This is a genomic window from Candidatus Binatia bacterium (genome assembly GCA_036493895.1).
Lineage (GTDB): Bacteria > Desulfobacterota > Binatia > UBA1149 > CAITLU01 > DATNBU01.
Genome location: DASXOZ010000048.1, coordinates 131,690 through 151,113, shown reverse-complemented (window position 1 = coordinate 151,113; position 19,424 = coordinate 131,690). Strand labels below are relative to the sequence as shown.

Here is a 19,424-nt window from a genome sequence, read left to right as displayed (position 1 = left end):
GTTAGAAAGCAGGCGAAGTGTTCCCTTCCCACTCGCCGCAGTCAAAGCGCTGCTGCGCCCTCGATCACCGCGCCGGCCGGCGTTCGTGCAGCACCGTCACTTCTCGGCGCGCAGGGTCTTTTCCGCTTCGGCAAGTCCCGCGCGCTTCTCGTCGCTGACTTTCGGATACTCGAGGTCGAGGCGGTCGAGCGTCTCGATGACCGCCGCGGCGACGACCACGCGGGAGAACCACTTGTTGTCGGCCGGCACGACGTACCACGGCGCGTCCTTGGAAGCCGTGCCGCGGATCATGTCCTCGTAAGCTTCCATGTACTGCTTCCAGTACGAACGTTCCTTCGCGTCGTTCGCCGAGAATTTCCAGTTCTTCTCGGGATTCGTCAGTCGCTCGAGGAACCGTTTCTTCTGCTCGTCCTTCGAGACGTGAAGGAAGAACTTGCAGACCGCGACGCCATTGCGCGCAAGGTAGCTCTCGTAGCTGCGGATGTCGTGGAAGCGATCCTTCCAGATCGATTTCGTCACCAGCTCGGCCGGAATCTTCTGCCCGGCCAGAAGCTCGGGATGCACCCTCACGACGAGGGTTTCCTCGTAGTAGCTGCGATTGAAGATCCCGATGCGGCCGCGCTCGGGAACATAGCGCACGCAGCGCCACAGGTAGTCGTGGTCGAGCTCTTCGGGGCTGGGAGCCTTGAACGAATAGACCTGGCAGCCCTGGGGATTGACGCCCGACATCACGTGCTTGATCGCGCCGTCCTTGCCTGCGGCGTCCATGGCCTGGAAAATCAGCAGCACGGCCCAGCGGTCCTGGGCGTAGAGCCTGTCCTGCAACTCGGCGAGCACCGAGATTCCCATCTCGAGCGCTTCTTTCGCCCGCGGCTTGTCCTCGGACGTCAGGTCGAGGGTATCGCCGGGATCGACGTCCTTTAAGCGGAAGCCGTCGCCGTCGGTGATCCGGAATGGTTTCGCGAAAGTGCGGGCCCTCTTGATCAGCTCTGCAGGCTTCATTTCCGGTTGCCTCCGATGACAGGGCGACCGCAGCGGTCGCACGACACGATCGACAGTGACACGCACCGCGAGGGGAAGGAACCGCTACAGAGACTGCCTGTCGGAACGAGCGGCGAAGCCGAACGCGGCGCATCAACCGCCCAGAGCCACGGCAATCAGCACGAGCACGATGCCGGCGCCGGCCAGAAGGGCGCCGATTCGCAGCGGGTTTCTGCCGACGCTTCTCCCCCAGGCCACGCCGAGCAGGAACAGCATGCTGACGCTGACTCCGTTCGAGACGCGAACCGCGATGTTCGCGCTGGCGAACACCAGAAACGGCGCAACGACGGGAAGAGTCGCCACGACGATCACGAGTGCCACGGCGCCGGCGCTCAGAAGGTCGGAGCGGCGGATGCGCACGTCGACAGGGCTCGCCTGCTGGACGATCGCCAGGATGCGGCGGGCGAGGTCGTCTCGGCCCGGATCCCCGGCGACGAACGGCATTCGTTCGTCCATCTCGGTCGAAACCAGGGCAAGCGCCGCGTCTTGCGAGCGAGCGGCATGCACGTCGCGGACCAGGCGCGCCGCACGCCCGCGCTCGAACAGCTCGGTCATGACGTAGAGGGCGGCATCGATGATGGCCCACGCCACGTTGCAGCCGAGGATCCCGACGAACAACTCGCGGTGATCGGCTTCACCCAGGCCGAGGCGCACCGAGGCCGTGAACCCGAGGGCCATGATCAGCGCGAACAGGATTTCACCGAGACGGACCGACGGATCGAGGTGACGGCGGATGAACGCGAACACTTCAGCCCCGGCCCTGGTCGGGCTTCTGCCCGTAACGGCTGCTCTCCCCGGGCCGCGCTGCCGGTTTCGCGACGCCGGGTCCAAGTTCTTCGTCCGCAGCCTTCGCGATCGCGTCGACGATCGACTGGAAGTCTTCCGGAGTCACGAGGTCGCTGCCCGATTCGAGCGGGATCCCGTTGTCGGTCACGACCTTGGCGGGCTTGATCTCCAGCGTTGCCATGTCGCGAAACGCGGCGCCGCCGATGCGATTGGCGACCGAGAGCGGCAGCGGGCTCCAGTCGCCGTGGCACGCGACGTCGAACTCCTTCGCGTCGCGCCGCAGCACGTCCGAGCTCTGGGCGTCGATCAGCTTCCACGGGCGCAGGAAAGGACCGAGGTCGAGGTTTCGGTGCCGCACCAGCAGGTTGTCGGGAACACGCTTGGTGGAGTCCCACCAGATCCCGTCGACGTACTCGAACGCACGGCGGCTGGCATCCTTCGGCAGCGCGCCGAGCTTGTCGATCGCGTCGTGCAGAAGCGAAGTGACCGACCGGTCGTAATCGATCTCGCTCGCCGCCGACTGGCGCCGGATCGCGATGCCGGCAATCCTCACGCCGAGCAGGTTCGAGTACAGGTCTTCGGGTGAGAACGCCGACGGACGCTCCGAAAAGCCGGTGGCCGACCAGCCGTACCACGTCGCGATCTCGTGCCAGACCGAGAGCTGGTAGTCGAGCCATTCCGCAAGCGCCGCGCCCACCTCGCGAAGTCCGAACTTCTCGACGAGCGCCGGATCGAGCGGTCGCAGGAGAATGTGGCGCTCGCCGCCTTCGTCCGAGAGATGGATCTCGCCGCCGGAGGTGGCCAGGCGTGCGATGCGCGAAACCAGGAACAGCGTGCGGTCGGCGTTGTCGCGCACGTGCGCAATGTCGATGAAGCCGCCGCGGCACGTGTAGAGGATCCCGGACTTTTCGTCAGCGACGATTCCGTCGCCTCCTCGCGGCTGCAGAGCGACAGCGCCGTGGTTGTAGTGGTGGGTGCCGAGCTCGTCGACGCCGATGACGCTTCGCACCTCGTAGCCGGGAACCGTGTACGAACCGACCTGGACGCCGACGTCGTTGGCGAAGATGCAGCAGGGCCTCAGGCTGGCCGGTTCGGGTATGTCCGGCACGATCTCGGAATCGAGGCCGGCGAAGAACTCCGCCTCCAGTGCCTTGTCCTCCGCCGGCCGCGCCGTGATGTCCCATTTCTGGCGGCAGCCGGCACCGAGCGTCGCGAGGGCGAGCACCGCCGCCACGACGGTGATCCGCAACAGCGGGGAACGGCGAAACGAGACCGATGCGAGGGACGGCGCGGCCATGCGCCGCATCTCTTAGCAGCGGCGGCCTTGCGAAGCAGCTTTCGCGGCTCAGGCCGCCCGCGATGCCGGTTCGGCCACGCTCTGGGCGCCGCGTCCCGGCGCAGGAGCCAGCTCGAGCACGCCGTCTTCGAGGCGGCCGTAGCGGATCATCGCAAGGTCGCGGGCATAGTTCTGGTGCAGGCGCCACGGCGCGCGCTTGCCCTGCTTCGGGAACTTTTCCATCGCGCGCACCACGTAGCCCGACGTGAAGTCGAGCCACGGCGCCGTCTCCTGGTCCGGATCGTCGACGCGGGGCGTGGCCGACGCGTATCCGAAGCGTCGCATGTGGCCGAGCAGGCGGCAGACATACTCGCAGGTCAGGTCGCACTTGAGCGTCCACGACGCGTTGGTGTAGCCGAAGGTCGACGCCATGTTCGGCACGTCGCTGTACATCATTCCCTTGTACGAAAGCGTCTTGCTGAAATCGACGTCCTTGCCGTCGACTGCCACCGTCATGCCGCCGAGAAGCTCGAGCACGAGGCCCGTCGCGGTGACGACGATGTCCGCCTGCAGCTCGCGACCGCTCTCCAGGCGAAGGCCGGTCGCAGTGAACGTCGCGATGCGATCGGTGGCGACCGAGGCGGCGCCGCTCCGGATCGCGTCGAACAGGTCGTCGTCGGGAACCAGGCACAGGCGCTGGTCCCACGGGTTGTAGCGCGGCGTGAAGTGCGTCTCGACGTCGTAGTCGGGCCCCAGCGCTTCGCGCACCCGCGCGATGAGCCCTTCCTTGACCTTTTGCGGCCGCTTGCGCGCGAGGTTGAAGAAGAAGAGCTGCAACAGCACGTTCTTCCAGCGCGTGATCGCGTAGGCGGTCTTCGACGACACGTGCTTGCGCAGCCAGTTGGCGAGGCGGTCGTGGCCCGGCCGCGAGACGACGTAGGTGGGCGAGCGCTGCAACATCGTCACGTGCGCCGCGTCCTTCGCCATCGCCGGCACCAGCGTCACGGCAGTAGCGCCGCTGCCGATCACGACGACGCGCTTGCCGCTGTAGTCGAGGTCCTCAGGCCAGTGCTGGGGATGCACGATGCGGCCTCCGAAAGATTCCACACCGGGAAAGTCGGGCGTGTAGCCGGCCGAGTAGCGGTAATAGCCCGAGCACATCAGCAGGAACGAGCACGTGATGCGCACCGGCTTTCCGTCGCGTTCGGCATGCACCGTCCACTGCGCAGCGGCGCTCGACCATTCGGCGCGCGTGACGCGATGGCGAAAACGGATCTTGCGGTCGATGCCGTTCTCTACGGCGGTCTCGCGCACGTACTCGAGAATCGAAGGACCGTCGGCGATGGCCTTGGCGTTCTCCCACGGCTTGAACGCGTAGCCGAGGGTGTACATGTCGCTGTCGGACCGGATGCCGGGATAGCGGAACAGGTCCCAGGTGCCTCCGATCGCCTCGCGCGCCTCGAAGATCGCGTAGCTGGTGCCCGGACAACGCTGTTGCAGGTGCCACGCTGCGCCGATGCCGGACAGGCCGGCACCGACGATGAGGACATCGACGTGCTCTGCTGGCGCGAACGAGCGGGGCATCGGTTGCATCGGCACCTCGGGCGTCGCGGGCTGCCGGGCTCCGCGCGCGCAGGACGGACGCTTGCGCAAGCGCGCCGTCCGGTTTACATAGCGAGACTACGTATACTCCCGCAACGGACCTGTCAACGGCCCATGGCCTCCGTTTGCGGGAACTGGCCTTGCCGATGCCCCGCCGAAGCGCCGCCGACGCCGCCCGCACTCGAAGCGACATTTTGCGCGCCGCGCGCAAGCTGTTTGCCGACCAGGGCTACGCCGCGACGACTACCGGCGAGATCGCCGAGGCCGCCGGCGTCACCGCCGGTGCGCTGTTTCACCATTTCGACGGCAAGACCGCGCTTTTCCGCAGCGTCTGCGAAGCACTCGAGAGCGAGATGGATGCTCACGTACGCGAGGTCGCCGGCGAAACCGGGGGCCTCGAGACGTTCCTTTCCGGTTTTCGCGCCTGGCTCGAGTTCGCGCGCCGCCGTGACTTCCACCGCATCGTGATGTTCGAGGGGCCGGTGGTGCTCGGCGAGGCCGAGTGGCGCGCGATGGGAAGGCGCGTCGGCGCCACCACCCTGATGGAGGGTCTCGAGCTGCTCGTCGCCGAGGGCGTCATCGAGAAGAGGCCGCTTCACCCGCTCGCCCTTCTCCTGCTTGGCGCGATGAGCGAGGCCGGCTTCGCGGCAGCGCGCGGCGGATCCCGCCGCGAAGTCGAGACGCTGGTCGATTCCCTCGTCGATGCGATGCGCTACCTGCTCACGCCGCACCTGCGAAATCGCGAGCAGCCTGTGGGCGCGGCCACAGCGCGCAAGCGCACGCGTCGGGAATAGATTGACAGAAGGCGGGCACGTCTATACATAGCGGCACTATGTATACGCCACGGGACGACTTCGATGCCGTCCGGTTGGAGGTCGTCCGATGAGCCAGCGCGGCGTCGTTTCCCGTCCGGTCCAGCCTCTTGTCGCCCTGCGTGCGGTCCGCCGCCTGCTGGCCCATCCCGATGAGACGGCGCTCGTCTTCCAGATCATTCGCGCGCTGTCGGGCAAGAGCTTCGAGCGTCTCTACCAGCGCGTCCTTCGCGACCCCACGGGATCCGTGGTGCTCAACGAGAGGCGCAATCTCCTGCCCTTGCTGCAGGACCGCGAGCGCCTGCGCGCGCTGCCGGCCGGGACTCTCGGTCGCGAGTACGCGCGCTTCCTCGACACCGAGAACATCAGCGCCGAGGGTCTCGTCGAGGCGAGCAACGACGCGGAAGACGGCGCCGTATTCCTCGACGACCGGGCCCGCGTTCTCAGCAACCGGCTTCGCGACACGCACGATTTGTGGCACGTCGTGACCGGCTATCAGAGGGACCTGTTCGGCGAAGGCGCGCTGCTGGCGTTCTCGTACGCACAGACCCGCAATCCCGGGATCGGCTTCATCGTCGTGATGGCCGCACTGCGGCGCTGGAGAGAGGGTCACACCGACGCGGTACGTCTTAGCTGGCAGGCCTGGCGGCGCGGCCGTCGCGCCAACTCGTTCGTCGCTGCCGACTGGGAGGGAATGCTCGTGCTTCCGCTCGGAGAAGTGCGCACGAAGCTCGGCATCGACGAGCCTCGCGAATACAGGACCCTGTTCTCCGCCGCTGCTGCGGCGGCGCACTGATCAGCTTGCCATCGCCAGAGGATGCGGCGGCTCGCCTGCCGCCTCGGACGTCGCAGCCGGCGCCGGCTGTCCGGCGTCGTCGCTGCTGCCGGGCTGCGCATTGCATGCATCAGTACCCGGCGCGGCATGGATGCCCGCGGCACGCGCGGACTCCGCCTCGATCACCGGAGCGCCCAGTGTTCCCGGAAGCGGGCTGAACGGTACTTCGGCCGCACCTGCGGTGTCGCAGAAATTGCGGGCGCCGCTCGAGAGGTGGTCATAGACGGCCGCGTAGCTGCGCGTCATCTCGGTCACCAGCTCGGCGGTCTTGCGAAAGTGCGAGTTCACCGAGGTGCGGTACTCTTGTTGCTCGCGCCGGTTTCGCTCGAGCTCCTCGCGAAGGCGCCTGGCTTCCTTGATGGCAGGAAACCCGAGATAGCCGCCGCCGACCCCGAGACCGACGCCTGCGAACAGAAATACGAAGTTCCCGATCGAGACCCACGAAGCCGCATCCGCCATCCCGCTTCCTCCAACGTTTGATCGGTTCCTGCGCGAGGCACCGGCGGCGCCTGCGAAACCTCACCACGAATACACGAGGCGCGATGTCGGCGCGACAACCCCGCTGCGCGTCAGTGCGGGTGCGGACCGTACACTTTCGTACCGTCTTGCTGCATCGCCGAATGCGCCGCCGCGCAACTGCGCGCCGCATCATCGACTTCTCTCACAATGCTGACGCAACGTGAACTTCCCCGGCCCAGGATTGCGTACGGCGGAGTGTTCGGGCGCCGAAGCCATGAGTTCACCCGGCCGGAAGCTGGTCACAATGGAAACAAGGGCAGCCGCCATGACGATGAGGAAAGGACTCGACACGGTCCTTCGCTGGGACGCTGCGGCGCTCACCGCCGTGTCGCGCTTCGAAAGGCGCGGCATCCTCCACGTCATGCGCGGCCTTACCCGCGCCGGCGACACACCGGGATGGATCGTGCATGCGCTGGTGCTGCTGGCGCTGCTGCAGATCCCGGTCGTTACGATCGAGACGATGGCGGTCGCCGCGCTGCTGGCAACGCTCACTTCCCAGCTCGCCAAGAGGATCTTCCGCCGCAGCCGTCCCGGCTCGATGATCCCGGGGTTCGCGCCACGCGAGCCGGTGCCCGATCCGTTCTCGTTTCCGTCGGGACACAGCGCCGTGGCCTTCGCGGTCGCGACCGCCGCCGTCTCGGGCAGCATGGTGCTCGGCGGACTGGAAACGGCTCTGGCGGCGGCGATCGCCTCGTCGCGGATCTGGCTCGGGGCACATTACCCGGTGGACGTGCTCGGCGGCATCGCGCTCGGGTTCGCGTGCGGCCTGGTCACCATCGCCCTGTTCGGCTGAGTTCCGATCCGCGCTAGCATGACGGCGTGAGCGACAGCTCTGCCGCTGTGGACGGTGGCGTTCCCTCTCGTGGCGCGAGCGACGTGCGACCGCCGCGCGGACGCTACGCCCCCTCGCCTTCCGGCTTGCTGCACGTCGGCAACGCCCGCACCGCGCTGGTCGCCTGGCTATCGGTGCGTTCCCGCAGCGGCAGTTTCGTCTGGCGCGTCGAGGACCTCGATCCACCGCGCGTCGTCGGCGGTGCGGCCGAAGCGGCTGCCGAGGACCTCACGTGGCTCGGGCTCGACTGGGACGAAGATCCTCAACTCGGCGGTCCTTACGGTCCCTACCTTCAGTCGGAGCGCAGCGACGCGTACGAGGCCGCGCTGCAGGTGCTTTGCGACACTGGTCGCCTGTTCCCGTGCTCGCTGTCGCGCAAGGAGCTGGCGTCGATCTCGTCGGCTCCGCACGGAGAGGACGAAGAGCCGGCGTATCCGCCTTCCGCGCGGCCGCGCGACCTTGCCGCCCACTGGTACGCGCAGTTCCGCCAGGGCCGAAGCAGCGAGGCTGCGCTGCGATTTCGCATCGACGACGCGCCGGTGCGCTTCGTCGATCGTGTCTACGGAGAGATCGAGCAGGCGGTGCCGGGCGATTTCGTGCTCAAGCGCCGCGACGGACTCTACGCCTACCAGCTCGCCGTCGTCGTCGACGACTGGCTGATGAGAATCGACGAAGTCGTCCGCGGCGCCGACCTGCTCGGCTCGACGGCGCGCCAGATCCAGCTTCTGGAAGCCCTCGGCGCGCGGCGCCCCGCCCACGCGCACGTTCCGATGGTGCTCGACGAGCACGGCGAGAAACTCTCGAAGCGGGACGAAGCCTTGACGCTTCGCAGCCTGCGCACGAGCGGCGTGCGCGCTGCCCAGCTCGTCGGCTGGCTCGCGTGGTCGCTCGGACTCATCGACAGGCCGGCGGCGCTGAGCGCAAAGGAACTGGTTTCGATGTTTTCGTGGAGCCGCATCGGCCGCGAGCCGACACGGCTGCCCCGCGAATTCGCGCAGAGCGTTCGCGACCTTCGCTAGCGCGCGGCCTCAGCGCCCGGAGAACCTCGGTTCCCTCTTCTCGACGAAGTGCGCGACTCCTTCCTTGAAATCTTCCGACGAAAGGCTCTCGTGCATCTCGCGCAGCGCGACTTCGACCGAAGTCGCCAGCGTATTGGTCTGGTCTTCGTAGACCTGGCGCTTCATCACGCCGATCGAGCGAGGCGAGGAGCGACGCACGAGGTCGTGGGCGTAGCTTCGCACCTCGCTCGCAAAATCCGCGTCGTCGATTACGCGGCTCACCAGGCCCATGCGCTCGGCTTCGTGCGCCGTGACCAGGCGGCCCGAGAACAGGATGTCGTTCGCGTTGGCCAGCCCCACCAGGCGCGGCAGGATCCAGCTGATTCCGTACTCGGCAATGAGGCCGCGCCGCGAGAAGATCGCGCCCATGCGTGCCGACGAAGCCGCCAGGCGGATGTCGCAGAAGAGCGCGAAGACGAACCCTACACCGGCGGCGGGCCCGTTGATCGCCGCGATGATCGGTTTCGGGATCGACAGCAGGTAGCTGTACTCGGTCTGGAAGTCGGGGCGCGTCGGACCCGGCGGCGGCTCGTGCGTGACCTTCGGAAGGTCGCCGGTCCCGGTCATGCGGCCGGCGCCGCTGAACGCGCCGAGCAGCTTCATGTCGGCGCCGGCACAGAAGCCGCGCCCGGCGCCTGTCAGGACGATCGCGCGCACCGACTCGTCGGCGGCCGCGGTGTACATCGCGTCGCGAAGCTCGATTCCCATGCGCGGCGTGTACGCGTTGAGCTGCTCGGGCCGCGACAGCGTGCAGGTCGCGATGGAGTCGGACACTTCGTAGGTGATGTGCTGGTAGGACATGCGCGGGTTCCTTGCTGGTGGTCGATTGCCGGCGCCGCCGGCGGGCCGCGCATGATGGGTAGCGAAGAACGGTTTCGCAAGCGGCGCCTTCCCGGCGGCGGCAGGCAGGCGCCGGCTTTTCGGCCGGTTTCGCGTTCGACCGCCGGCTTTCCGCCGGCTTCATTCAACCGCCGGCTTTATGGGCCGCGGCGTGATTGCTACACTCGGCGGTCGCGGGGCGCGCCGGACGAGCGCCGGGTGGTGGAGGAGCAAGGTGCAGGACGGTCTCGAGCTCGCCGGTAGTGGCTTCACGCTTCGCAGTTGGCGCATCGACGATGCGTCTTCCCTGGCCGTACAGGCCGACAACCGCAACATCTGGAGCAACCTGCGAGGCCGCTTTCCGCGTCCTTACACCGAACCCGTCGCACGAACGTGGATCTCGCGCTGCATCGGCGGTCACGAGCGAGGGCTGCAGCTCGCGATCGAAGTGGAAGGGCTTGCCGTCGGCGGCATCAGCGTCGACGTCGTGACGGCCAAGGCACCGAGGATCGGCGAGATCGGCTACTGGATCGGACAGCCTTACTGGGGCCGCGGCATTGCCGGCCACGCGGTGCGCCTGGTCTGCGCCATGGTCTACGAGCACCTCGCGCTGGACTGTCTTCGCGCGACCGTTCGCTCTTCGAACGAGGCGTCGCTGAAGATCCTCGAGCGCAGCGGCTTCACGGTCCAGAGCCGCATGCGACGCAGCGATCGCCGCCCGGGCAGCGCAGTGGTCGAGATCGTCTATGTCCGCGACCGCGACGAATCAGCGCCGGTCCTGGCTACTACGAGCATCTGATCCACAGCCTGAGCAACTCAAGGATGGCCAAGTGACATGCTCACCAGGCCGCACGCATCCTCGTTGCATCAGGCGCATTCGCCGCTCCGGAGAGAAATCGAGCAGGCAGGACGTTCGATCGTAGCAACCCCCTCTCAATGCGCGACAATTTCGTATCTTGACCGTACGGTGACTCCCCATTGTTAGCGAACAAGAGGCCTCGAACCATAGCGGTTAGGTGTCCACGAAACCGGGGGAAGTCCAAACAATCGTGTAAGTTACTACTGCCCATGATGTACTCTAGATCAAAAATTGCGGCCGATCCGACACGATTTGCGGACGGCCGTGGACATAGGTCGGAATACGAGGGTAAGAGGCGCTCGCGCGAGCAACTCTGCCTTCCAAACTTGCTCGTGGTCCGCTGAACGCGAACAGTGAACTGCCCCGAACGGTTGGCTGGCGCTGACGCTAGTGGTGGCCTGCGTGCGTGATGAGCAAGCGACCGGAAAACTTGGCCCCGCAAGTGTCACAAGAGGTCGAGCATATGGACAAGTTCAAAATCGCGAATAGCGGATTGTGACTAATACCATGCTCGACTCGAGTTGAGTTGCGGGCTCTGGTCCGGAGCATCTTACTAAATTTACCGCATAGAGCCTTGAAGGAGTTCAGATGAAAGCATTCATACTTGGGTTCGCGATCGTCCTGTTCTCAACTCCCGCTTTTGCAGGCGGAATCTACAATGATTCCTCTTCCCTCGGCCTCGCGACCGGTGCGGCAAACACTCCAACTACCCTTTGGTCCCAGACACTGGCCGGCGGCGCCATTGGCGCCAACAACGCGATATTGATCCATCTAGACTACCAATACTTTATCCAAGTTCCGGGTTCGATCGCCGTGTACCTCAATGGCGTCCTACTTGTTGAGGTCGATTCCGATGAGGCTAGCTTCGGTACAGTCCACGCCGTAGATATAAGGCTGACACGAAACTCGAACTCGACTTCGATCGGGTATCTTAGGTCTACGCTTACGGATGCGGGTATCTCTGAGAGCCCGATAGACTTGGGATGGAGCGCAGTAAGTGGATTTGCTTTCACAGCTTCCCAGACCCTGACTGTGGTAGGGGAAAGCGAGGCCAATGGCGGACTCTCGCTCGTCGACGTTGGGATACAGCGCTGAAACTGAGTCGCCGCTCCTCTGGTGCCGCCTGCGGCGAGGTCTTCACTGAACACTAAGCAGAAAGACGAAGCCGCGCGATCTCGGCCGTCACGGGCACCGACTCCCGGTGGTAACTTGGGACATTTTGAGTTCTGAGCGGCCACTGGGAGCGGTGTTCCCATTCCGATGTCGCCCCTTATCTGCCGCTGAGAAAAATCGAGTTCCTCTTCAACCCGAGGATACCTGTTGAGGTCAGACGGTGCAGACCACCCGCAAAATTTCTGCCGCTCGTCCGGGCGCTACAAATTTTGTAGCGCCGCGCTCACGACGCAGCGATGTCGCCGCCGAGCGCGGCCAGCGACGGGACGACGACGACCATGCGCGTCCCGCCTTCGTCGGGAGTTTCGGCCCAGATCGCACCCGCGTGGTAACGCATCACTTCGCGGCAGATCGCCAGGCCTAGCCCGGTGCCGCGCGGCTTGGCGCCGCCGCTGGCTCCCTGCCGGAACCGCTCGAACACGATCTCGCGTTCCTCTTCCGGAATGCCCGGCCCCGTGTCGGTGACCGTCACGCGCAGCGCCGTCGCTTCGCCGTACGGCGTCGTCCTCGCTTCGATGCGCACGTGCCCCGAGCGCGGAGTGAACTTGAGCGAGTTGCTGCACAGGTTGGCGAACACCTGGATCAGCCGGTCGCGGTCGCCGAAGATCACCGGCAGCTCGTCGTCGCTCACGAGCTCCAGCTCGACGCCGCTTTCATGGTAGAGCGGGCGAAACGTCGTCAGCACGTGCTCGAGCAGCTCGACCGGTTTCTCGATCGGCAGCAGCTTCCACTCGCCGCCTCCCGACTCGATCCTGGACAGGTCGAGCAGGTCGGTGATCAGCCGCGTCAGCCGTTCGCTCTCCTCGATGATGACCTTGCTGAAGCGCTTGGCGCTGCTGATGTCACGGTCGCTGTAGCGCTGGATGATCTTGGCCGCCGACGAAATCGCGGCGATCGGCGTGCGCAGCTCGTGGGAGACGTTGCCGAGGAACTCCGACTTGAGCCGGTCGTACTCGGTCAGTCGCTCGGCCGTGGCCTGCAGCTCGGCGGTGCGCTCGCTGACCTTCGACTCGAGCAGTCTCGAGTGTTCCTCGATCTCGGCGCGCAGCTTCTTTTCCTGGACCGTGGCTTCCTCGGCGCGCTGCTTGGCGATGGTCAGCTCGCCGACGCTGGCGCGCACCGAGCGGCGCATCGCCTCGAACTGCCTCGCGAGCATGCCGATCTCGTCGCTGCTGGCGACGCCCTCGACTTCCTGGTCGAGGTTTCCGCTGGCGATCACGGCGGCCTCCTCGGCGAGCTGCGTGAGGGGGCTCAGCAGGCGCCGGCTCGTCCACACCGACACGCCGAGGCCCACGAGGCCGACCAGGCTTGCCACCAGCATCGCCAGCGTCGTCGAGCGCGCGAGCACGAGGCGGCCACGCGCGACCGCGGCGTCGGCGCGGCGCTGGATCGGCGAGAGGTCGAAGCCGAGAACGAGCCAGCCCCATTCGCGGCCGCCGACGTTGAGAGGATGCGTGATCTCGACGACGGAGCGTCCGTCGCTGGTCTTGACGTAGCGGGGCTTGCCGGTCGGATCGTCGGTGGCGCGGCTTCCGACCTGCCTCGAGTCGGTGTGGACGATGACGACGCGCGCCGCGTTGACGAGATAGGCGTACGCGAGGTTCTCGTTCTTCTCCTGCATCGTGCGGATCGTGTCGGTGAGGAACGCGAAATCGTAGCCGGCAATCGCCGATTCCATGCTCGCGCTCATGCCGTCGGCAAGCAGGCGCCCGCGCTCGACCATGCTGCGCTGGAGCTCGAACGAAGCCTTGTCGATCTCGTTCGACAGCACGTCCGACTGGCGCAGCATCAGCGTCACCGCGAGCACGGCGATGCACAGGAACAGCGAGACGGCGCCCGCGAACGCGAGCTTCAGGTGCAGCCCGTAGCCGCGCCGCAGCCACGCGACGGCACGGGAAATCCCGGGCTGGGTCTGCGTCGGGGCGGCTGCTGCGCTCGTCCTTTCCATCGTTCTCCGTGCGCTCTCAGTGGTGCGGCGCGTGCGAGGAACCGTGCACGGGCGGCGTGGACCGCGGCGCAGGCGGCGCGGCCGGATGCATGTCGGTTGCATGGCTGCCCTGCGGCGGAGCGTCGCGCCATGCGCCGGGCAGAGGATCGGCGACGAAGCCGTCGAAGCCGAGCATCGCGAGCAGCGACTGGCCGTCGCTGTCACGCGAAAGGCCGAGCAGCAGGTCGCGGAAACGACCGAGCAGCTCGGGCGACGCGTCGTCGCGCGCGAACACCGGGGGCAGGCGGATCTCGGGAGAGAACGCCAGCACCGCCAGCCGCGCGGCCTCGGTGGGGTTGCTCCTGGCGAGCTCGTCGTACTGCTCGCTCGTGATCAGCGCGGCATCCACCTGGCCGAAACTGAGCGCGAGCAGGGCATCGACATCCTTCGGCACGGGCACGACCTTGGCTGAGTCCACCGGCAGGTGGAAGGCGTCGAGCACCGCGTCCGCGGTGCCGGGACCCATCGAAAAGAGCGTGGCCGCGATCGAGCCGCGCATGAGGTCGTCGATCGAATCGATGCCGGGGCGGGCCATCAGGGCCTTGCGATAGCTGCTTTTGCCGTGGCGCAGCGGGTGGGCGACCACCGACATGCCCGCCGTGAGGCCATGGCCGTCCTCGCCGCTGATCCACGAGGGAGCGATGACGAAAACCGGCGATTTTTCGGACATTTGCCGCTCGAAATCCTCGTATCGAACGAACGCCTGGAACGAGACCGGCAGCGAGCCTTTGGAGAACACGTCTGCGACGGCGGCCGCGAGCTTGCCGAGATCGGGAGGCCGCCAGTCCGGGCTGAAGAAATAGAGGAGGCTGCCTTCGCGGGGCCCGGCGGCCTGCCCGGCGGCTTCGTCGTCTGCGAAAGCCACGGGTGCCGCGACGGTCGCCGCCGAGGTCGCAATGAAAAGGACCGCCACGAGCGCGGCCGCGACCCGTGTCGGCGACGCAACTCGCGCATAGCCAGCGCAGAGCCGGCCCCCGGGACGAGGCGAAGGAGCAGGCACGGGCGAAGTCTAGCACTGCGGCCGGCGTGATGCGTCGCGCCGCCGACCCCGTCTGGCAGTGAGAATCGCCTCCGGCTAGTAGGTCTCATGCCCGCCGCCAAAGACGATCCATCTGATGGAACCGCCGACGCAACCGCCGACGCAATCGCCGACGGAACCGCCGGATCCGGTGCCCCGCGTCCGCTCGAAGCCGCCGACGAAGGATTCCACGCCTGGCCGACCGAATGCGATACGACGTGGAAGGAGAACTGGTACTGGAACCTCGCCGACCGAAGCGCCGGCGTCTGGGGTTTTTTCCACACGTCGTTCGTCAGGACCGAAGGTAAGGCAGTCTTCGCGGTCTGCCTGATGGCGGGCGGCCGCATTCGCTACCACCGAAACGAGATTGCGATTGGGGACCAAGGCGCGAGCCCGGCGCTCGCGCCTGTGCTGGACGACGCAACGCTGCGGGTCGAGATCGTCGCTCCTCACGAGCAGCATCGCGTGCGCGTACGCACGGCCGACTATTCGCTCGACCTCGACTACCGCGCGCGCTTCGCACCGTTCAGCTATTCGGGCCGCCGCATCGCAGCCAACCGCCAGGCGATCGAGCATCTGCGGCTCAAGCGCTACGAGCAGGGCATGACGGTGCGCGGCACCTGCACGCTTCACGACGACGGACGCGAGGTCGCGATCGACTGTCTCGGCCACCGCGACCATAGCTGGGGACGGCGAGACGAAGGACGCATCGACGGCTGGAACTGGGCCGCGGTGCAGCTTCCGTCGAGCACGATCAACCTGACGCGGTCGTTCAGCGGGGATGTTTTCAACGTCAATGGTTTCGTGTCGACGGCGGCCGGCAACGTCGGAGTCGTCGAGGTCGATTTCGAGACGCTGGAGATGGAGAGCGACGGGCGCACGCCGCTGGCTACCCGCTACACGTTCCGCGACGAGAACGGAGCCGTGCGGCATCTTCGCTCGCGGCGCTTCTCGGATCTTTTCGAGCCGGTGCGCTCGCTCAGGGCGGCCCAGAAGACGGTGATTTTCGAGAATTTCGCCGATTACGAGCTCGAGGAGACCGGCGAGAAGGGCTGGGGCATCGACGAATACCAGCGGCACTACCGCTGACGGCGGGAAAAACGCGAAGAATTGGCCGACCTGGAACAGGTCGGCGACGAATGCGGCAGACAGGTACGGATCTCGTCGATCCGTACCTGTCCGCTCGTTTTTTACTGGAGGCAGCCGCCCACGCCGGGCTGGTACTGCTTGGTGATGTCGCTCGCGCAGAACGTCTTGGCTGTGGCCTGGTTCACGACGCGGCCCGGTCCGGGCAGGCCTGCAGCCAGGTTGATGCCCGAGTTCGACGTCGGCGGGATGCAGAACGTCGACGCGCCGATCGGAGTGCTCGGGCTCGCCTGGCCGGTGCCGACGATCGGATCGAGGAAGCAGTTCGCCAGCTGGCTCAGCGTGCAGTTGCCGGCATCGACACCGATGACGGCCGGCAGGCAGTCGTCGTTGGTGCTGCACGAGAGAATGCCGTTGCCGTTCGACTTGAGCACCTGGTCACAGTACGTCGAATTCGGTCCGTTCTCGCAGACGCCGAGCCCGCCGCCGGTATCGGTGCAGACTGTGTCCGAGCAGTTGTTCTGGTTCGGGAAGCCCTGCCCTTCGTCGGACGAACAGGTGGCCGGATTGCAAGGGCTGACATCCTTGCCGACGCAATCGGTGTTGCTCTGGCACGAGACCGTCGCCTCGAGCTTGCAGCGGTGACTCAGAGTAACGCACGGGCTGGCATCGAAATTGAGGCAGTCGGTGTTGTTCGTGCACGACAATGACGGGTGGGTGGTCTTGGTGCCGTTGCAGATGCCGACCTGTCCGGTGCAGTCGTCGTTGCTCGTGCACGAGACACTCTGATCGCTGCTGCACTGCAGGCACGGGCAGATGTTGCCGGGGACCGCCGGGTACTTGCCGTCGCAAGGCAGGTTCGCCGGCAGCGAAGAAGTGCCGGTCGTCTGCACGAGGTTGATCGCCAGGCCGTCGCCCGAAACGTTCAGGCCGCTGGGGGGCGAGCAGTCGAGGCTGTAGAGGCCGCTGCCGCCGCCCTCGGAAACCGGAATCGCGGGGAACGACGAGTTGAAGGCTGTCGCATCGCACGGCTGCTTGTCGTTGTCGCCGCCGATGCAGAAGCCGCCGCGTACTCCGTCGTTCAGCACGGGGTCGAGGTTGCACTTGCCCGGGGAGACGCAGTCCGTGTCGAAGTCGCAGAACTTGGTTGCGTCGTTCGAGCACTTGCCGCCGCAGGTCGGGCAGGGGTCGGTCGTCGAGAGGCCGAGGAACACGCGTGTCTTCAGGTGTGCGACGATCGTACCGGAGCCCTCGTCCACGTTGGCGGTACCGCTGACGTTCGACGCGAAGCGGTTGAGCACGCATGCCGGCGTGCCGCCCGACGACAGCGGGAACGGCGAGCCGAAGTAGCAGTCGCAACCGGAGTGCCCGGTGCAGGTGCCGAGGCAGTCGGAGTTGCTCGAGCACGTGTGCTTGTTCTCGCACGTCTTCAGGCAGGTGTCGTTGTTCTGCGAGCAGTCCGTGTTCTGATTGCAGGTCTCGAGCGGGTTCTTCTGGCAGCGATTGCCGCAGGTCCCCGCCGTGCAGTCCGCATTGGCCGCGCAGCTGTTGCCGACGAGGCCGCCGACGCAGGCCGGACACCCCGGGTCGCTGGCGGCGAACGGCGAGTTGCAGATCGTGCGTGAATTGTTGTCGCAGCGGCACGCGTTCGTCGAAGAATCGACGCCGATGACGTTGCACTGGCCGCAGACCGGACCGTTGCTGGGGCAGTCGAGGAAACCGCGCGTGATGATCTTGTCGTTGATGTCGGCGTTGTGCGCCAGGCCGTTCCAGCCGCTGTCCAGGCGCGTCACGGTATGGCAGCGGCCCTCGGCGCAGGTGCCGACCGGGCAGTCGTCGTTCGTCGAACACGTGAAACCGACGCCGGCGTAGAGCGTCAGCTCGCCGACCGACGGGCAGGCCAGCTGGCAGGTGCACGGATGAGATGACGATTTAGCGGTGCAGCCTTCGCGTGCGGGGCAGTTTCCGAGCGTGCCGTCGCACTCCTCGCCGAGGTTCGACTCGAGGATGCCGTTTCCACAGACGGCGCCGATTTTGCAGTTGGACTTGCAGCCGTCGCCATCGTCCGTGTTGGCGTCGTCGCACTCTTCGCCCGAGTCAGTGACTCCGTCGCCGCAGCGCGGGTTCAGGCAGTTCGTACGGCAGGCATCGGGAGTAGTGTCGCTGTTTTCCGAACCGTTGTCGCACTGCTCGTTGGTCTGCTGGATGCTGTCGCCGCAGAACTCTTTTCCGCAGAACTGGTTGCAGCCGTCGTTGTTGACAACATTGCCGTCGTCGCACTCCTCGGTGCTGTCCGTGACGCCGTCGCCGCAGCGTTCGACCTTGCAGTCAGGCCGGCACGGGGCATCCGGCGCATTGGAGTTGTTGGCGCTGCCGAGGTCGCACTGCTCGGTGCACTGCCTTACTCCGTCGCCGCAGGCCGGGAGCTTGCAGTCGTTCGAGCAGCAGTCGGTGTCGACGGAGTTGCCGTCGTCGCAGCCCTCGCCGGTGTCCTTCACGTTGTCGCCGCAGTGCGGCAGCTTGCAGTTCGTGCGGCACGCATCCGGGTTCGTGTCGGAGTTCTGGGGGCCGTTGTCGCACTCCTCGTCGCCGTTCTTGTGCCCGTCGCCGCAGACTGCGCCTTGCGGGAACGCGACGTTGAGCGTGTCGAGCGCGTCGTTGCGGTTGACGTCGAAGAAGCAGTCCTTCAGGTCGAAAATCGTGAAGATGCCGCCCGTCGAGTCGATGCAGCTGCTCTGGTAGTCCAGGTCGTTGATCTGCACGTAGACGCACGCCGGCGGGATCGAGCCGAGCAGGCGGATGTAGGAGCGGCTGATCGATGCGTCGGAGCGCGCATCGCCGGTGCCGGGCCCGTAAGGCTGCACGTCGGCGCGGCAGTTGACGCTGTCGGGAATGAACCGCAATTCCTGGTCGATCAGGCAGCGCGAACGCGCGCGGATCTCGCGGATGAAGCTGCCGGAGGCGTCGATCGGTGCGCCGCGCAGGCACTTGGATTCGCCGTCGCGGACGAAATCGACGTTGGGCGGATAGTAGTAGTCGAGCAGGTTCGCGACGACGACGTCCGTGTGGTCGACGACGCACTTCTGGTAGTCCTGGGTATCGAACGGCGTTGCCGGCGTGGAGTCGGTGCAGTTGCCGGGAAATCCGAGCAGCGCCAGGTTGACGCCGGCACAGTCGGCGCCGAGGTTGCTCAGCTTGTCCTGCGCGTTGGCAATGCTGCTTGCGAGACGGGCGTCGGACTGGCCGTGCAGGCAGTCGGTGGTCGCGGGAATCTCGCCCTTGATGATGCGGTTCACGCAGCGGATCCGCGCGAACAGGATCGTGTTCACGTAGCGGTTGTTCGCAGCCGAAAGGCTCTCTCGGCAGCGGACGTCCTGGCCGATCACCTGCTGGGCGCCGGCCTCGTTCGCCGCCAGGGGCACCCCCGCCAGTACGAGCGAGGTCGCGACGAGAAGCTTGGCCAGAAGTCGAGCGCGTGGCTTTTTCATATCGACCTTTCGCAGCCGGTATCCGATTGAGCGTGAAACCATGACTCGCCTTGCCCCCCTGCGATGTCGGACTATGCCCGTATAGTCCGCGCTATGTCAACGCTATATCCGCGGGAATACAAGGGTTTTGCTCCGTCCAGCGGGCGCCTCTCCTGCGTTGCCGGGCTTTGACACCGCTCCCGCGGCAACGTACGCACGCGGCTTTGCCGGCTGACACGAGGCGTCGAGGCGAG

Annotated in this window: 16 protein-coding genes; 7 read left to right on the top strand and 9 right to left on the bottom strand. The window is 66.2% G+C overall.

Annotation, left to right across the window (positions count from 1 at the left end; all coding sequences use genetic code 11):
• Positions 1 to 96 precede the first annotated feature (96 nt).
• The 4 genes from VGK20_12185 to VGK20_12170 all read right to left on the bottom strand — a co-directional run bounded on the left by VGK20_12185 (position 97) and on the right by VGK20_12170 (position 4,696).
• Positions 97 to 1,002, bottom strand: coding sequence for a polyphosphate kinase 2 family protein (locus VGK20_12185; GenBank protein HEY2774796.1), 906 nt, complete (start codon positions 1,000 to 1,002; stop codon positions 97 to 99).
• A gap of 132 nt (positions 1,003 to 1,134) precedes the next feature.
• A complete protein-coding gene (locus tag VGK20_12180) occupies positions 1,135 to 1,788 on the bottom strand; it encodes a VIT family protein (GenBank protein ID HEY2774795.1) in 654 nt (217 codons plus the stop codon).
• Position 1,789: 1 nt separating this feature from the next.
• Positions 1,790 to 3,124 (bottom strand): DUF4056 domain-containing protein, encoded by a 1,335-nt coding sequence (locus tag VGK20_12175; GenBank protein ID HEY2774794.1) that lies wholly within the window; start codon positions 3,122 to 3,124, stop codon positions 1,790 to 1,792.
• Positions 3,125 to 3,172: 48 nt separating this feature from the next.
• Complete coding sequence (locus VGK20_12170) at positions 3,173 to 4,696, bottom strand: NAD(P)/FAD-dependent oxidoreductase (protein ID HEY2774793.1); 1,524 nt, start codon at positions 4,694 to 4,696, stop codon at positions 3,173 to 3,175.
• 155 nt (positions 4,697 to 4,851) lie between these two features.
• Here VGK20_12170 and VGK20_12165 point away from each other — a divergent pair, with 155 nt between their 5' ends.
• Complete coding sequence (locus VGK20_12165) at positions 4,852 to 5,499, top strand: TetR family transcriptional regulator (GenBank protein ID HEY2774792.1); 648 nt, start codon at positions 4,852 to 4,854, stop codon at positions 5,497 to 5,499.
• Between the two features lie 88 nt (positions 5,500 to 5,587).
• Entirely contained in the window at positions 5,588 to 6,313 is a 726-nt protein-coding gene (locus tag VGK20_12160; GenBank protein ID HEY2774791.1) for a Coq4 family protein, read from the top strand.
• On the opposite strand, the gene VGK20_12155 is transcribed toward VGK20_12160, so the two are convergent.
• The gene (locus VGK20_12155; GenBank protein HEY2774790.1) at positions 6,314 to 6,811 is read right to left on the bottom strand and encodes a DUF1043 family protein; all 498 of its coding nucleotides are present in this window, start codon (positions 6,809 to 6,811) and stop codon (positions 6,314 to 6,316) included.
• Between the two features lie 325 nt (positions 6,812 to 7,136).
• On the opposite strand from VGK20_12155, the gene VGK20_12150 reads away from it, so the two are divergent.
• Both VGK20_12150 and gluQRS read left to right on the top strand, forming a co-directional pair.
• Positions 7,137 to 7,664 (top strand): phosphatase PAP2 family protein, encoded by a 528-nt coding sequence (locus VGK20_12150; GenBank protein HEY2774789.1) that lies wholly within the window; start codon positions 7,137 to 7,139, stop codon positions 7,662 to 7,664.
• A gap of 26 nt (positions 7,665 to 7,690) precedes the next feature.
• A complete protein-coding gene (gene gluQRS, locus VGK20_12145) occupies positions 7,691 to 8,722 on the top strand; it encodes a tRNA glutamyl-Q(34) synthetase GluQRS (GenBank protein HEY2774788.1) in 1,032 nt (343 codons plus the stop codon).
• A 9-nt stretch (positions 8,723 to 8,731) separates the two neighbouring features.
• Here gluQRS and VGK20_12140 read toward each other — a convergent pair whose 3' ends face one another.
• Positions 8,732 to 9,562, bottom strand: a complete 831-nt coding sequence (locus VGK20_12140; protein HEY2774787.1) for an enoyl-CoA hydratase — start codon at positions 9,560 to 9,562, stop codon at positions 8,732 to 8,734.
• A 253-nt stretch (positions 9,563 to 9,815) separates the two neighbouring features.
• Between VGK20_12140 and VGK20_12135 the strand changes: the two genes are divergently transcribed.
• Together VGK20_12135 and VGK20_12130 are read left to right on the top strand one after the other, a co-directional pair.
• Positions 9,816 to 10,379, top strand: coding sequence for a GNAT family N-acetyltransferase (locus VGK20_12135; protein ID HEY2774786.1), 564 nt, complete (start codon positions 9,816 to 9,818; stop codon positions 10,377 to 10,379).
• 648 nt (positions 10,380 to 11,027) lie between these two features.
• Entirely contained in the window at positions 11,028 to 11,534 is a 507-nt protein-coding gene (locus tag VGK20_12130) for a hypothetical protein (GenBank protein ID HEY2774785.1), read from the top strand.
• Between the two features lie 301 nt (positions 11,535 to 11,835).
• Here VGK20_12130 and VGK20_12125 read toward each other — a convergent pair whose 3' ends face one another.
• Positions 11,836 to 13,560, bottom strand: coding sequence for a HAMP domain-containing sensor histidine kinase (locus VGK20_12125; protein ID HEY2774784.1), 1,725 nt, complete (start codon positions 13,558 to 13,560; stop codon positions 11,836 to 11,838).
• A gap of 16 nt (positions 13,561 to 13,576) precedes the next feature.
• A complete protein-coding gene (locus VGK20_12120) occupies positions 13,577 to 14,464 on the bottom strand; it encodes a PhnD/SsuA/transferrin family substrate-binding protein (protein HEY2774783.1) in 888 nt (295 codons plus the stop codon).
• Positions 14,465 to 14,686: 222 nt separating this feature from the next.
• Between VGK20_12120 and VGK20_12115 the strand changes: the two genes are divergently transcribed.
• Positions 14,687 to 15,706, top strand: coding sequence for a hypothetical protein (locus tag VGK20_12115; protein HEY2774782.1), 1,020 nt, complete (start codon positions 14,687 to 14,689; stop codon positions 15,704 to 15,706).
• Positions 15,707 to 15,807: 101 nt separating this feature from the next.
• On the opposite strand, the gene VGK20_12110 is transcribed toward VGK20_12115, so the two are convergent.
• Positions 15,808 to 19,191: a DUF4215 domain-containing protein gene (locus VGK20_12110; protein HEY2774781.1), complete on the bottom strand. Its 3,384-nt coding sequence runs from the start codon at positions 19,189 to 19,191 to the stop codon at positions 15,808 to 15,810.
• Positions 19,192 to 19,424: the final 233 nt, after the last annotated feature.